General features: G+C 42.3%; 10 protein-coding genes. 6 read left to right on the top strand and 4 right to left on the bottom strand.

What is annotated here, in order from left to right; translation table 11 throughout:
• Positions 1-61: 61 nt before the first annotated feature.
• The gene (locus tag B0O44_RS18975) at positions 62-928 is read left to right on the top strand and encodes an aldose 1-epimerase family protein (protein ID WP_110833680.1); all 867 of its coding nucleotides are present in this window, start codon (positions 62-64) and stop codon (positions 926-928) included.
• 68 nt (positions 929-996) lie between these two features.
• Positions 997-2,184 (top strand): GAF domain-containing sensor histidine kinase, encoded by a 1,188-nt coding sequence (locus B0O44_RS18980; RefSeq protein WP_110833681.1) that lies wholly within the window; start codon positions 997-999, stop codon positions 2,182-2,184.
• On the opposite strand, the gene B0O44_RS18985 is transcribed toward B0O44_RS18980, so the two are convergent.
• Positions 2,177-3,721, bottom strand: a complete 1,545-nt coding sequence (locus B0O44_RS18985; protein WP_262512049.1) for a malate:quinone oxidoreductase — start codon at positions 3,719-3,721, stop codon at positions 2,177-2,179. The two genes, B0O44_RS18980 and B0O44_RS18985, sit on opposite strands and share 8 nt — an antisense overlap.
• A 369-nt stretch (positions 3,722-4,090) precedes the next feature.
• Here B0O44_RS18985 and B0O44_RS18990 point away from each other — a divergent pair, with 369 nt between their 5' ends.
• Positions 4,091-4,786, top strand: a complete 696-nt coding sequence (locus tag B0O44_RS18990) for a response regulator transcription factor (RefSeq protein WP_110833683.1) — start codon at positions 4,091-4,093, stop codon at positions 4,784-4,786.
• Complete coding sequence (locus B0O44_RS18995; RefSeq protein WP_110833684.1) at positions 4,783-6,033, top strand: sensor histidine kinase; 1,251 nt, start codon at positions 4,783-4,785, stop codon at positions 6,031-6,033. The genes B0O44_RS18990 and B0O44_RS18995 overlap by 4 nt, the downstream gene beginning before the upstream one ends.
• A 38-nt stretch (positions 6,034-6,071) precedes the next feature.
• Here the strand turns inward: B0O44_RS18995 and B0O44_RS19000 are convergent, their stop codons facing one another.
• From B0O44_RS19000 to B0O44_RS19010, 3 genes are read right to left on the bottom strand one after another with little or no spacing between them, the layout of a single operon-like run.
• Entirely contained in the window at positions 6,072-7,067 is a 996-nt protein-coding gene (locus B0O44_RS19000; protein ID WP_110833685.1) for a YncE family protein, read from the bottom strand.
• Positions 7,068-7,076: 9 nt separating this feature from the next.
• Positions 7,077-8,456 (bottom strand): hypothetical protein, encoded by a 1,380-nt coding sequence (locus tag B0O44_RS19005; RefSeq protein ID WP_110833686.1) that lies wholly within the window; start codon positions 8,454-8,456, stop codon positions 7,077-7,079.
• 5 nt (positions 8,457-8,461) lie between these two features.
• A complete protein-coding gene (locus B0O44_RS19010) occupies positions 8,462-11,242 on the bottom strand; it encodes a TonB-dependent receptor (RefSeq protein ID WP_110833687.1) in 2,781 nt (926 codons plus the stop codon).
• A gap of 192 nt (positions 11,243-11,434) precedes the next feature.
• Here B0O44_RS19010 and B0O44_RS19015 point away from each other — a divergent pair, with 192 nt between their 5' ends.
• Together B0O44_RS19015 and B0O44_RS19020 are read left to right on the top strand one after the other, a co-directional pair.
• Positions 11,435-12,994, top strand: coding sequence for a purple acid phosphatase family protein (locus B0O44_RS19015; RefSeq protein ID WP_110833688.1), 1,560 nt, complete (start codon positions 11,435-11,437; stop codon positions 12,992-12,994).
• Positions 12,981-14,807, top strand: coding sequence for a cytochrome c peroxidase (locus B0O44_RS19020; RefSeq protein WP_110833689.1), 1,827 nt, complete (start codon positions 12,981-12,983; stop codon positions 14,805-14,807). Before B0O44_RS19015 ends, B0O44_RS19020 begins: the two co-directional genes overlap by 14 nt.
• Positions 14,808-14,909: the final 102 nt, after the last annotated feature.

Consider the following 14,909-nt stretch of genomic DNA (forward strand, 5'->3'; position numbering starts at 1 on the left):
AGTTGGAGGCCATTTTGGTTTCAAAGCCCTGGAAGATTCTATTTTTTTTCTATTTTTAATTATGATTACACTGGAAAATGAACATATCAAGGCCTCCTTTCTTCCTAAAGGGGCCGAGTTGAAAAGCCTGATCAAAAAAGACAGCGGACAGCAGTACATGTGGAATGCAGATCCGGATTACTGGGGAAAGACAAGCCCGGTACTGTTTCCTATCGTAGGTGCCCTTAAAAACAACACCTATAACTATAAAGACAGCGAATATGAATTGAGCAGACATGGTTTTGCAAGAGATAAAGAGTTCCAGATACAGCAGCTGGGGAACCAAGAGGTCTTGTTTACTTTAAAGAGTGATGAACAAACCCTAAAAAATTATCCTTTTGAATTTAATTTAGGACTCAGGTACCGTTTAAATGAGGACATATTGTCCTGTAGCTATGAAGTGCATAACCCCGGAGCTTCCAATTTGCTTTTTTCTATAGGCGGTCATCCTGCTTTTGCTGTACCCTTAAGCAAAGGAGAAGACTATAACGATTATGAACTTGAATTTAACGCAGACCAGGTTTTGACCTATTATAAAATAAACGATAACCTGATCGATCATAAAACCGAAAACATTACTTTATTAAACAGAAAATTAAGGTTACAGCATAACCTTTTTTATGATGATGCCCTGGTTTTTAAGTCATTAAAAAGTAATAGGATCTCCTTGAAGGGCGGGCAGAATAAACCAGGTATTCACTTTAGTTTTGAGGGTTTTCCATATTTTGGAATATGGTCTGCTAAAGATGCAGATTTTGTATGCCTGGAACCCTGGTGTGGCATAGCCGACGGCATAGACCATGATCAGGACCTGGATAAAAAAGAAGGTATAATTACATTGCTTCCGGGAGGCAGCTGGCACAGAACCTGGAAAGTTCAGCCTTTCTAATTTAGTTTTATTCTTGGGCTTTCATTATATTTGAACATGCTGGTGTAAAGATCGGTGTGAATCTCCCTATGATGATATCCAATAATTTTTCTGCTGCCGAGGCAGAAAGAATCAAAGAATTAAAACGGTACGAGATCTTAGATACTCCTCCTGACTTCAGTTTTGACCGGCTTACCAGGCTTGCTGCTAAGTTATTTGATGTTCCGGTAGCCATTATATCCTTGGTGGACCAGGACAGGGTTTGGTTTAAATCAAGACATGGGATTGATGTACAACAAGTGGCACTTAATCCTGGTTTATGTACTGCAACGATTCTGACCGATGAAGTTTATGTGGTACAGGATGCATTGGAGGAAGAAAGCACTTTTCTTAATCCCCTGGTTACCGGTGATTTTGCCTTACGGTTTTATGCCGGGGCACCTTTAAGAACAAAAGAAGGATATAACCTGGGTAGTTTTTGCATCATAGATAAAAAACCTCGAAATCTGAACGAAGAAGATAAGCAGGTCATGAAAGAACTGGCAGGTGTAGTGATGGATCACTTAGAAGCCAGACTGTCTGCCAGACAGGCAAATGCGCAGCAAAATCAATTGTTGCAAATTGCAGCGCATGACCTGAAAAATCCTTTGACCACGATCCCGGTGCGTGCCGATTTGATCAAGTTGAAAAAACATGATCCTGAGGCGGTTGATAAAATGTGTGACCAGATCAAGCAGGCCGGATTAAAAATGACAAGAACAATAGATGATTTGCTGACTACCGCAAGCATTGAATCTGGCAGGATCAGTTTGTATACATTTAAACTCGACTTTGCGGATATCGTTTCGCAGATTGTTGATTCCAATCAGGCCCTTGCAGATAACAAAGGGCAGGAGATAGAATTGAATATAGAAGGAAGACCTTATGTTATTGCAGATGAGCAGCGCTTGATAGAAGTTGTGGATAACCTGATCAGTAATGCCATTAAGTATTCTCCCAAAGGGGAACAGATTAAGGTAAATATTGCCCATAAAGATCAGAAAGCAGTACTTGTGGTGAAGGACAATGGTCCGGGTCTTACTCAGGAGGATAAGGACCAGTTGTTCCAGCGTTTTGCGAAACTTAGTGCAAAACCCACGGGTGGCGAAAGTTCTACGGGATTGGGCTTGTCCATTGTAAAACAGCTTGTTGATGCCCATAATGGGCGGGTATGGGCAGAAAGTGAAGGCTTGAATACGGGATCTGCCTTTATCGTGGAGATCCCTTCAATTAATTAGCCTCAATACCCTGGTTTTCTGTTTGTAAGTTAAGGGCATGTGCAGTTTGCGCACGGATCTTTTCGCACAGTTCTGCATCATTGTTTAAAGAATGACCAAAAGATGGGATCATTTTTTTAAGTTTTTGCTGCCATTCTTTGGTTTTTAACTGCTCAGGGAAGCAGCGTTCCAGTAAATTAATCATAATAGATACCGCAGTTGATGCACCTGGCGAAGCGCCTAAAAGGGCTGCGATCGACCCGTCAGCCGCACTAACCACTTCAGTTCCAAATTCCAGGACTCCACCGTGTTCCGCATCTTTTTTGATGACCTGAACCCGTTGTCCGGCAGTTTCCAATGTCCAGTCTTCCATTCTTGCATTTGGAAGATATTCTTTCAGGGCATTCAAACGCTCATCAGAAGATTGTCTGACCTGGTGAATCAGGTATTTGGTTAAAGGAATGTTATCCAGTCCAGCAGAAATCATCGGTAAAATATTATTGGCTTTAATAGATAGCGGTAAATCCAGCAAAGAACCATTTTTCAGGAACCTGGTAGAAAATCCTGCATAAGGACCGAAGAGCAAAGCTTTTTTGCCATCGATCATACGGGTATCCAAATGTGGTACAGACATAGGAGGTGAACCTACGGCAGCTTTTCCATATACTTTGGCGTCATGTCTTTCGATAACATCCGGATTGGTACATTTTAACCACTGACCGCTAACAGGGAATCCGCCAAAACCTCTTCCTTCAGGAATATCCGATTTCTCCAGCAGCGGCAAAGAACCGCCTCCGGCACCAATAAATACAAATTTAGCTTTAACTACCCTGCGTTTACCGGTTTCTTCGTTACGTACTTTTATTTCCCACAGGCCATTGATCTGTCTTAGTTTTTTTACTTCATGGTTAAAATGAAGCTGGACCTGTTCCTTTGTTTTTAAAGAATTGAACATCATTCTGGTCAATGCACCAAAATTAACATCTGTGCCCAGGGTCATACGGGTGGCTGCTACCTTTTCTTCCTGGGGCCTGCCTTCCATAACCAAAGGAATCCATTCTTCCAGCAATTTACGGTCCTGGGAATAGGTCATTCCTTTGAAAAGGTGCGACTTCTGAAGTTCCTGATATCTTTTGTGCAGGTAATCCACATTTTCATCTCCCCAAACAAAACTCATGTGGGGGATACTTTTGATGAAAGATTCCGGAGCATCCACCATCTTGTTTTGAATCAAAAAAGACCAGAATTGTTTGGAAACTTCAAAAGATTCAGCAATAGAAACTGCTTTAGAGGTATCTACAGAACCATCCTTTTGTTGAGGGGTGTAATTTAATTCACAAAAAGCAGAGTGCCCGGTACCCGCATTGTTCCATGCGTCAGAACTTTCCGCAGCAGCCACATCTAAACGCTCAAATATTTCAATACTTAAATCTGGCTGAAGTTCCTTTAAAAGTACACCAAGTGTTGCACTCATAATACCGGCCCCAATTAACACTACATCAGTTACTTGATCAGATTTATTCGTTATGCTAGTCATGTTATTAATTAAATTGTGCAAAAGTACATAAAAACTTGTTTTTTGAAACGTTTAAATTGTTATTTAATAGTCATGAAGTAAGCCGGATTTCTGCTGTATTACTCCTTGTGGCTGAACTCAGAAAGGTCTACAGTTTAGCGCTGTGTTTTTGATTTAACAAAAACTTATTCATCAGTTTATATCTGTTGCTGTATTTTGAACTTAACGAGTGGAGTTGTATTTGATAGGTTTCAAAGTAACCATTATGAATTGACTAAAACCAATGGTCGCTTCATCACGCTTAAAAACAAATAATATCCCAATGAAACCTGTACAAGCTTACTGCTTAGAAAACACAATGAAAACAAGCTTTGCACGCTTCATAACCATTAAAAAACAAATAATATTCTGATGAAAATCTTAATTATAGAGGACGAACAGGAACTGTTGAAAAGCATTGCAAGCTATTTGAACGGAAATGCTTTTATCTGCGAGCAGGCCGATAATATTTATACAGCAAGGGAAAAGCTGAAAGCCTCTGACTATGATTGTGTCGTACTGGATATTACCCTCCCGGTTGGTAGTGGAATGGACATTCTGCGGGAACTGAAACTGGAACATAAATCATGCGGTGTGCTTATTATTTCTGCAAAAGGCTCCTTAGATGATAAATTAACCGGCCTGGAGCTTGGGGCTGACGATTACCTGACCAAGCCATTTCACTTACCCGAACTTGCCGCCAGGATTCATGCCATTCACAGAAGAAGGGTATTTGGGGGCAGTGACCTGATCGAGGTGGATAAATTGTCCCTGAATATTCAGGATAAATATGTGCGCACGCATTTAGGCCCTGTTGAGCTGACTAGGAAGGAGTTTGAACTGCTGATGTATTTTATCAGTAATAAAAACAGGGTGGTGACCAAAGAAGCAATTATAGACCATCTTTGGGGGGCACATTCCAATATGCCCGATAATTATGACCTGATCTATGTGCACATTCGTAACCTGAGAAAAAAATTAATAGATAAAGGTTGTCCGGATTACATTAATGCGGTGTATGGCATTGGTTACAGATTTTCAGTGGTGGAATTGCCGGTAAGCCTATGAAGTTTCTTTCCATGTATAACCGCTACAACGTATCGGTTATGGTGATTGTTTTTGCCCTCTCCAGTGTGGTTTCTTTTTTTCTGATCAAAGAAGTCCTTAAAAATGAAATGGACGGGAGTTTGCTGAGGGTTAAAGCGAAAATTGCATCTTATGTGAATGACCATAAACGCTTACCCGAAGTCAGTTTACTGAATGATGAGCAGATCGAATTTAAAAAAACGAATCAGGGAAGTTCTTCTGATGTGTTCAAATCAGTGAGGTCCTTTGTTCCTGGTCTGGGTAGAATTCATTTTTGTCGTCAGCTGAGTTACAGCATAAAAGTACAGGACCAGTTTTATGTGGTCCGTATTGTAAACCCTTTGGAAGGGACGAGCCATTTAACAAAATTAATTCTTTGCATTAGTTTGATTACCATTGTATTGCTGTTGGTTACAACTTTTATGATCAACAGACTGATCATTTCCAAATTGTGGCAGCCATTTTATCAGTCGATGACTGCACTGGGCAATTTTAAAGTAAGTGATATCCAGCAACCCGATTTTCCGGTCACAAAAATTTCAGAGTTTAATTTTATGATTGGTCGGCTTCGGGCGGCAACAACAGATGCAGGGGAAAACTACAGGATCCTGAAAGAGTTCACCGAAAATGCTGCCCATGAAATTCAAACGCCTTTGGCCATCATACAATCAAAACTGGACCTGCTGGTACAACAGCAAATGCAGGATGAACACCTGGAATCATTGCGCTCCGCGTATGGGGCAATCCGGAAATTGTCCAGGATCAACCAGGATTTACTACTGATCACCAAAATCGAAAACAGCCAGTTTAAAAAAGAAGAAAACACTTCTGTAAAGGACAAAGTCGAAGAAAAACTGAAGGAATTCAGGGAAATCTGGCAATTAAAGAACTTGCAACTGGAAACCGAACTAAAGGATGCCGGACTGACCATTAGCCCTCAGCTGCTGGATATTTTAATTTACAATGTATTTGGAAATGCCACTAAACACAATAGGAACGGGGGCTTCATCCGTGTAAAACTAAATGGGCAGGGTTTAAGTGTAACCAATTCTGGTCCGGCCAAGGCACTGAACAAAGAACGTTTGTTCAGCAGGTTTTATAAAGAGAACAACAATGCAGAAAGTAATGGACTGGGTTTATCTATTATCAAACAAATTTGTGAAGTCTCGGGCATAGAGGCAGGGTACCGGTATGATGAAAATGCCCATGAATTTTATTTTGTGTTTTAAACCACCTGCCCAAAACTGGCAGGTGGTTTTTAGGTCCTTTAATTTTTATAAACCAGTACCCGGAATGAACCTGGCTTAATGTTTTTGGTTTGACCTATATAAGATGCCGTACTGAAGTAGATGTAATGGGTTTTAGTGTTCAGTGCCATGGTTTTGGCACCCGCAGGGGTGCTGAGTTTTTCCAGGACCTGATACTTGCTGCGGTCAATTTGCCTGATAATGGTGGTCACACCATCAGCGCCAGGGCAAAAGATCAGCTTACGCTCGGGATCATAAGTGACCGCATCTACATGCTCGCTGATTGGTAATTCTGCTATTTTTTTATCTGAAATCAAGTCAATGACCACCAGTTTTTTAAGTTCTGCACAAGCAGAGAAAAGGCATTTGTTTTCTGTATCAATAGCAAGTCCTGTTGGTGCTGCATTTTTGTCCAGCTGAATGTTGCGAAGGGTTTTCTGTTTCAGCGCATCAATTACAGCAATGGCGTTTTCCTCTTCCAGGTTGTTGTAAATGAGCCCTTTTTTATCAGATACAGCGAATTCAGGGGCGGCACCAATTTTTACGGTACCAATTTCCTTATTGCTAATGGGATCAATAACAGAGGCATTATTGGATTTGCCACAAAATACCCATATTTTTTTGCTGGATTTGTCAAATAATATCGCATCCGGTTTTTCAGTGCTCAATGGAATGCTGGTGATGCTGTCCAGTGTTTTATAATCAAAAACAGTAACTGTGTTGTTGCTGCCATTGGAAATGAAGCCTTTGTTGAATTCCGGCGCCAGTGCAATTCCATGTACGCCATGGAGGTTTTTTATACGCCCAATTTCCTGTTCGGTTTGTAGGTCTATGACATGGACACGGTCTGTATGGGATACAAACAGGCGGTTGCTTTTTTTATCTTCTTTTAAATAATCCCATTTCCCATTTCCCTCCAGGGCAATCTGTTTGCTAAGTTTATAGCCGCTTTGAGCAAAGACCGAACCTGTGAAAAAAAGAATGGCTGTTGTCAGTTTAATTGTTTTGATGTTCATTATAGATGATTAATGTTGATTTCCTGTACCATTGGTTTGGTAAGCACCCATATCCTTACCGGGAGGCGTAATTTCTGTAGCACCATATTTGGGGTGCAGGGGAACCAGGGCCTCGGGGCTAAAACCTGTATAACCTTTTCCAATACATGGAGATGTCGGTTTGAGACCGAAATTATAAGAGCCGACAACAACAACATCCTTTAAGTTGTAACCCTGGGGAAGAGGGACAGGACCATTGATAAATTGAGGGTCATTGGCTTTAACCAGGCCTGGAGCGTTGTAAATGTCCCCGGTTTTCCAGCCTGTGGGAAGGAATGTGGAAGGTTGAGGGATATCGGTGACCGAGGCATTGGTCAGATAGGTAGGTGGATAAAACTGATTCACCAGATCAACGTCATCCGCATAACTGAAGTTGTAGCCATAACTTAAATTGGCCAGGTCTGCAATCGGTGCTTTCACTACCCTAAGCCCGTATTTGCAATTGACCATAATGTTGTTGAAAGCCATACCACCTGCACCTTCCTCAAAATTAATAGAGCCGCCCCGTCCGGCTTCTGCACGTCTGAAACCACAATTTATAATCGTATTGTTATAAATACGGACATTGGTTGCAGGGACACCATTTGCCGCACCGGAATTGGATAGTTTTGGTCCGTTTGTTGCAATACCAATACACACATTATAAGCAAAATCTCCAATAGTCCCTGCTTTTGCGTTTAAAGCTTCACCACCGGTAAACCCGCATTTTTCGAAGGTATTTCTAAACATTGCAATTTTACCCCCAAGGGTACGGATGGGATCATCCACACTGCCGTAAATCCAGGAATCTTCCAGCACAAATATGCCGCCCGGGTTCTGGAAAAATATAGGATAAGCCTTAGTGGAGATGGAGGTTTTAATTTCCCCGGTTGTTGGGCCACCGGCGAAATCCACATGGGTCCACTTCATGACAAGGAGCTTACAGGAGGTGTCGCAAATAACACCAGTCCACTTTCCGGCAAGGGCAGGGTCCTTTGTCGGATCTGCACCAGGCTGGTCTGTTCTGGTCAGGCCAGGGTAAGTAAAATAATTGGGTTTGCTTTTTGTCCCCAGTGAAAGCAGGACGCCTTTTACCCCAATCCCGAAATTACCGGTAAAGTTGAGGGTTACGCCTTCCTGTATGGTTAGGGTGTCGGTTTTCTTTACAATGATGTTGCCGTTAATGGTGTAAGTTTTGCCGGCCAGCATGGTTCCTTTGACCGGACCAGATAAAGGTGCAGCATCACTTACCGGGGCTGCATCGACCTCAACAGGAACAAAGAGGTCTTTTCTGTCCTCGTTTTTTTTGCAGGATGCAAAGCCTGCAGCAAGAAAAAGGACCATTATGGTTAATAATCTGTTGTGTTTCATGTGCGTTATAATTTATATCGGAGGCCTAATAAAAATGAAGTTTTGAAATAGTCTTTTTGGACAATAAACTTATCCGGGTCTGTTTGCAAGCCTAGTGCTTTGTTTCCCGCAGCAAGGTATTCTGCATAAGATTTGTGCAATTCAAGCTGTAAAGGCGTATTGGTTAAGTTGTTGATCTTTCCATAAATTGAAAACTTTTTGATCAGGGATTTTTCAAAGGAAACATCAATCTGTTTGGTGGGTGCTTGCCAGTAATCCAGTCCGAAGTAAGGGCTAACCAGTGCAATTCTGCTTCCGGTATAGACAAATGCGGCCTGAATATCGAGTCCGATTGAAGGATTTTTATATAAAAGAGAAAGATTACCCACATGATTGGATTGTCCCTGCAAAGGTCTGGTCTCCTGTACCGTTTTACTGGAGAAACCGCTAGGACCCACAAAGGTGAGCAGTTTATCGGTGGTGATACTGGATTTGGTAAAGGTATAGTTGGCGGATATGCCAAATGGTCCAAAATACTTGGTGATAACGGCCTCCAAACCATAATTGGTAGCTACCCCAAAATTGCTTGGTATTAAAGTCTGAGAGGTTACACCGGTTTTAACCGCTGTATATTCAATGGGGTCTTTAATGTTTTTGTAAAACGCCCCCAGGAGCAGCTGGTCTGTTTGCCCTGGAAAAAATTCATAACGGAAGTCCAGGTTATCGGCAGTACTGTGGTTTAATTTGGAAGGATTTCCTTCTTCTTTAAAAGCTTCACCCTGTATCCCGTCAGGAATAAGGTCTATGAAGCTCGGCCTGGCGAGTGCTTTGTAATAAGCCAAACGTAAATTCTGCGTTTCTGTTAAGGCGTATTTAAACTGAAGGGAGGGCAAAATATCGGTATAATCGATGCTTCCAAAACGATAAAGTTTTGAAGGGTCCGATTGGGTGTCGTAATGCTGATGCGTCTGTTCGATTCTGGTACCGCCCAATACTTCTAGTTTGTGAAGGATTTGCCATTTGAACTGAACATAGGCTTCAGTAAGATCTTCTTTAAAAGTGTAATTGTTTCCGCTGGGACTTGAAAAACCTCCGTTGTCTACCAGGTAAATGGCATTGTTGATGTTGGAATAGGTTTGTGGGCCTGTAGTTCCAGGGACAGGTTTAAGGGTGTATTCATTATAAATATTTGTCCTGGTCTTATCGCGGAAAACAAGCCCGGCTTTTAATTCCATTGGACGGTCCAGTGCAGTGGTTTTTTGGGTGATGTTTGCATAAGCAGAGTAATCTTTGTCTGAATTACTCATCCATAACCTGCCCATATTTTGTAAAATATCCGGTGTCCGGCTTAATTGTCCTGTTTGAGAGTTGACAATCATGCCGTATTGGTGAGAAAATTTAGCCTGGTCTGGAATGCGGTTGTTGGCCAGGGAATAGACCAGGGACCAGTCGAATTTTAGACCATTATTCAGATCGTGGTCGCCCTGAAGGGTCGAGTTGTAAATCGACTGTTTTTGTACAGTGCTGCGGTCTTCATAATTGACAATACTGTTCAAAACAATGGTATCTACAATATTTCTTTCCTGTATATCCTCCAGCCTTACAAACAGGTTGTACCAGGAAATTTTGTTCTTGCGGTTGATTTGATAATCCAATTTTGCGTTCAGGCCAAGGCGGCTGCTTTGAGTAGAATACTGACGCTGATGTATTTCCTGAAAAGAAGGAATATTGTTCACATTGGGCTGGGCATTTGGTAAAAAGAAGGTTGAACTTGTCCCTCTGTAGTTGTTTTGATAGCTTCCCGAAACAATAAAACCAAATTGCTTGTCTTTGCCCAGACGGTTTCCAATGGTCAGTCCGGCGTTTAGGTTAATGGGCCTGTTTTTTATGGTATAATTCAACAGACCAACCGGGAAATCGGAGGGTTTGGCCGCATAAGCAGGGCCATTGAGCTCTGCAGGTGAATGTGTACTGATGCCTGATCTGCTAAACTGCCTGTAATCCTGGTTGTCAAAAATGTTGTTATAGCCAGCCGCAAAGTTACCTTGGAGCAGCAACCTGGAAGGGGCGTCCTTCATCACCAGATTGATGCTTCCGCCAATGGCATCGGCCTCCATGGAAGGGGTAAGACTTTTGCTAACTTCCAGACGGTCCAGGATTTCAGAAGGAAACAGGTCCAGGGGAACATAACGGTTCTTGTTGTCGGGACTTGGAATTTTAATTCCATTGACCAGCGTATTGATGTACCTTTTTTCCATTCCACGGATAATCGGGTAACGGCCTTCACCGGTACTGCTTCTTTCGATCGTTACACCAGATACCCGTTGCATGACATTGGCCACAGTCAGATCTGGCGACAATTCTATGGTTTTTGCAGAAACCACATTCAACAGGGCGTCCGCATTTTTTTCCAAACTGCGGGCCTTGCGGTCCGATGCATTTCCCTGGGCACCAATAACTACAGTAGAAAGTTCGGCCGCATCTGGGTTCATTTCGATAGAAACCTGGGTTATTCCTGAAGCATTAACCCTGATTTCTTTCTGGCTTGTTTTGTAAGAAAGGTAACTCACCTGAAGATGGTATGCTCCCGCTTTCAAATTTTTAATGGTAAAAGTTCCGTCGAGCTGGACAAAGTGTCTGGAGGAATTCTCCATTACTTTAACCGTGGCACCTGTCAGGGGATCTCCTGTAATGGCATCTGTGACCCTGCCTTTTAAGGTCTGCGAAAATGCAGCGCAGGCCAAAAAGATCAGAAAGGAAAAGATGGCCACTGTTTTTTTAATGAACGAAGTAAAAGTTGTGGGCATAGTTATATTTTTTTTGCAATGGTATTAAAAAAGAAGGCTGCATCAGGGCTCTGGTGGATTTGATGATTAATACATAACTGCTTATTAACAAGCGCTTAAGAATCTCTTAAGAATTGGAAGGAAATGTGGAATTATTGGTAAGGTGTTTTTAAATTAACGCCGGCTTAACAATAGACTTGCGTTCTTTGCGGAATGAAAACCTTTCCTAAAATTTTTTTAAGCCTCTTATTTCCACTGGCCCTTCATGCCCAGGAAAAAGAAAAAAAATCACCCCAACCCGTATTGATCAGGGGGCCGTATTTACAGGTTGCCAGCAGTACCGGAATATTGATCCGCTGGAGAACAGATGTTTCTTCCAGGAGCCGGGTCTGTTTTGGAAGCCGTCCTGACCACCTGGACCAGCAGGCCCAGGACAATAAACTCGTTACAGAACATCAGGTTCGTTTAAGTGGTTTAAAACCCTATACCAGGTATTATTATTCCATAGGAGATTTTCGTGACACCCTGCAGAAAGGCAAAGACAATTATTTCACTACCCTCCCTGAGCCAGGTAAAGCAGGCAAATACCGCATTGCAGCGTTGGGAGATTGTGGAGACAATTCCATCAACCAGCGTCAAGTTAAGGAGCAGGTTATCAAATACCTTGGGGACCAACAAATGGACGCCTGGATTTTGCTGGGAGATAATGCTTATTCCGATGGAACTGATGCAGAGTTTCAAACCAAATTTTTTAACATTTACAAAGATGACCTGCTCAAGAAATACTCTCTATTTCCCACACCAGGTAACCACGATTATCACGATACAGAAGTCACCTCCGCCAAGGCGCAGGAAACACATGAAACCGCCTATTACCAGAATTTCTCTATGCCAACCCAGGGAGAATCAGGTGGTACAGCTTCCCATACACAGGCATTTTACTCTTTTGACATTGGAAATGCTCACTTTCTTTCCCTGGATTCTTACGGAAAAGAAGAAAAATCCTACCGCCTTTATGATACGTTGGGTCCTCAGGTTAACTGGATCAAAAAAGATCTGGCAGAAAACAAAAACAAAGGCTGGGTAATTGCCTATTGGCACCATCCCCCTTATACCATGGGGTCACACAATTCCGATACAGAAACAGAGCTGGTCAAAATCAGGGAGAATTTCATCCGTATTCTGGAAAGGTATGGCGTAGATCTGGTCCTTTGCGGCCATAGCCATGATTATGAACGTTCGCGTTTAATGGCTGGACATTATGGACCGGAAGCGAGTTTTAATGCTGCCAGGCATAACCTGAGTTCTTCCTCAGGGCGTTACGATGGTGGGAAAGATGCTGGGCCCTATGTAAAAAACGACCTTCAGAATAAGGGGACCGTATATGTGGTGAGTGGTTCTGCCGGAAAACTGGGTGGTAAACAAACGAGTTTTCCACATGATGCCATGTACTTTTCTGATGCCGATCATGGTGGTGCCAGTATGCTGGAAATTGAAGACAACCGGCTTGACCTGAAGTGGATTTGTGCAGACGGGCAGATCCGGGACCAGTTTACCATCATGAAAAACGTCAGCAAAAATACCGTCATCAAGCTCAAGGCCGGGGAGAAAGCAGAGCTTAAAGCTTCATTTATTGGTAAATACAAATGGAACCCTTCCTCTGAAGTGTCCAGAAGTATCGTCGTGTCCCCTGCGGCCGGAATAACCAAATATACCGTTACCGATGAATTTAATACGGTAACAGATACTTTTGAAGTACATGTCTCAAAATAAAATAAAAAGGCCCCTGCAAATGGGCCTTTTATTGATTTGCCTTGGTACTATACTGGGGCTCCGGACGGCGCCTGAACCACAGGCTGCTGTGCGGATTTCAGCATACTTTAAAGAAAATGCACTTGCCTTCAGCGCTTCTACTTTAGCGCTGAAAAAAAGCATCTCCCAATTAGATGAAAATAAAAACTCGCTGCTGCAAGCAAAAGAGGCCTTAAAGAACTGCAGGCTTCAATATAAAAAGATTGAATTTCTGATGGATTATTTTTTTCAGAGTTCTGCGCTCATTTATAACCGGCCAGCAAAAACAGAAGTGGAAGAGCCCTATATGGAATATCAGGAGCCTTCAGGATTCCAGGTCATAGAAGCCTTACTCTTCGAGGATCATCCCCTGCAGCACCTGCAGGACCTGAAAGCCCAGGCAGAACTCCTCAGTTCTTCTGCGGCAGACCTTGCTGCGCTGATGTACCAGTTTGAAGCAAGCGATGCCCAGCTTCTGGAAAGCCTGCGCCTGGAGTTGATCAAAGTCATGGCCTTAAGTATTACGGGTTACGATGCACCTGAACTGAAAAGTGGAATTGCAGAATCCTTGACTTCTTTGAAGGCGATACAGTTCATGCTGGAGCCTTATGTAAAAGAAAAGAAAGTGGCTATGCCCCTGCTTTCCTTACAGCAGTCTATAGATTACCTTTCTCTCAACCAAAATTTTGATGAGTTTAACCGGATGGTTTTTTTAAAGGATTATGCATTGCCTTTACAAGGGGAACTTTATGCACTAAGTGCAGCCATAGGGCCGGTACTCAGTGTTAAAACTGCTTTAAATGAACAGACAGGGAACCTGTTTGCAAAAAATGCAATCCTTTTGGATCATTTTCCACAGGAGACTTATCCAGCTGAGAAGGAGGCACGGCTGGCCGGACTTGGGAAAAAGCTTTTTTTTGAAAAGTCACTTTCGGGCAACCTGAGCCGAAGCTGTGCCAGTTGTCACCAACCTGAACAATATTTTTCCGACGGTTTAAAAACAAGTCTTGCATTTGACGGAAAAAGCCATGTAAAAAGGAATGCGCCGACACTGCTTTATTCCGCCTACCAGTATGTTCAGTTTTGGGATGGAAGGGCAGGAAATTTAAGCAGCCAGATTAAAATGGTTATGGCTAACCCATTGGAAATGAATGCTGATCATCGTTTGGTTGTAGAGCGGTTAGAAAAAAACAAGTACTACCAGCAGGAATTTGAACATATCTTTCAAAAAGGCAGCGGGCCCAGTATAGATCATGTTGCGCAGGCCATTGCCGCCTATTTGAAAACCTTATCTCCCTTTAATTCGGCCTTTGATCAATACATCAGCGGAAAAAAGAATACCATGACTTCAAAGCAGGTCCGGGGTTTTAATCTCTTTATGGGTAAGGCGCAATGTGGTTCCTGTCATTTTATCCCCTTATTTAATGGTTTGATCCCGCCTTATTACAAGCGGACCGAATTTGAAGTTTTGGGCGTACCCGCCAATGATAATTTTAACCGGCCTCTGGCTGACACCGATAAAGGCCGTTATGATTTTTTTCCGATCAGCTATTATCAGGGGACATTTAAAACACCAGGCTTAAGAAATGTGGCCATGACTGGGCCTTATATGCATAATGGAGCTATTGTCAACCTGCAAAAAGTAATGGATTTTTATAACCGGGGAGGAGGTAATGGGATAGGGCTTCAGCTTGGCAATCAGAGTTTATCTTCCAAACCCTTACATTTAACAAAAAAGGAAAGGAATGAAATCATAGATTTTATGAAATCCCTGACCGACGGCCTGCCTGAATAATGACAAGAAATAAAATCAAATTTTCTGTTTAAAAGCTTGTAAAAAGATTTTTTTAAAATATTTTTAAATTGTTAACCAATATAAGAATAAAGAGATATAGTT

It is taken from the genome of Pedobacter nutrimenti, from assembly GCF_003208655.1.
Lineage (GTDB): Bacteria > Bacteroidota > Bacteroidia > Sphingobacteriales > Sphingobacteriaceae > Pedobacter > Pedobacter nutrimenti.

Excerpts from the sequence above, each read along its gene's own strand:
- B0O44_RS19005 (WP_110833686.1), bottom strand. The coding sequence starts at position 8,456 with ATGAAACACAACAGATTATTAACCATAATGGTCCTTTTTCTTGCTGCA.
- B0O44_RS19000 (WP_110833685.1), bottom strand. The coding sequence starts at position 7,067 with ATGAACATCAAAACAATTAAACTGACAACAGCCATTCTTTTTTTCACA.
- B0O44_RS18990 (WP_110833683.1), top strand. The coding sequence starts at position 4,091 with ATGAAAATCTTAATTATAGAGGACGAACAGGAACTGTTGAAAAGCATT.
- B0O44_RS18980 (WP_110833681.1), top strand. The coding sequence starts at position 997 with ATGATGATATCCAATAATTTTTCTGCTGCCGAGGCAGAAAGAATCAAA.
- B0O44_RS19010 (WP_110833687.1), bottom strand. The coding sequence starts at position 11,242 with ATGCCCACAACTTTTACTTCGTTCATTAAAAAAACAGTGGCCATCTTT.
- B0O44_RS19015 (WP_110833688.1), top strand. The coding sequence starts at position 11,435 with ATGAAAACCTTTCCTAAAATTTTTTTAAGCCTCTTATTTCCACTGGCC.
- B0O44_RS18975 (WP_110833680.1), top strand. The coding sequence starts at position 62 with ATGATTACACTGGAAAATGAACATATCAAGGCCTCCTTTCTTCCTAAA.
- B0O44_RS19020 (WP_110833689.1), top strand. The coding sequence starts at position 12,981 with ATGTCTCAAAATAAAATAAAAAGGCCCCTGCAAATGGGCCTTTTATTG.
- B0O44_RS18995 (WP_110833684.1), top strand. The coding sequence starts at position 4,783 with ATGAAGTTTCTTTCCATGTATAACCGCTACAACGTATCGGTTATGGTG.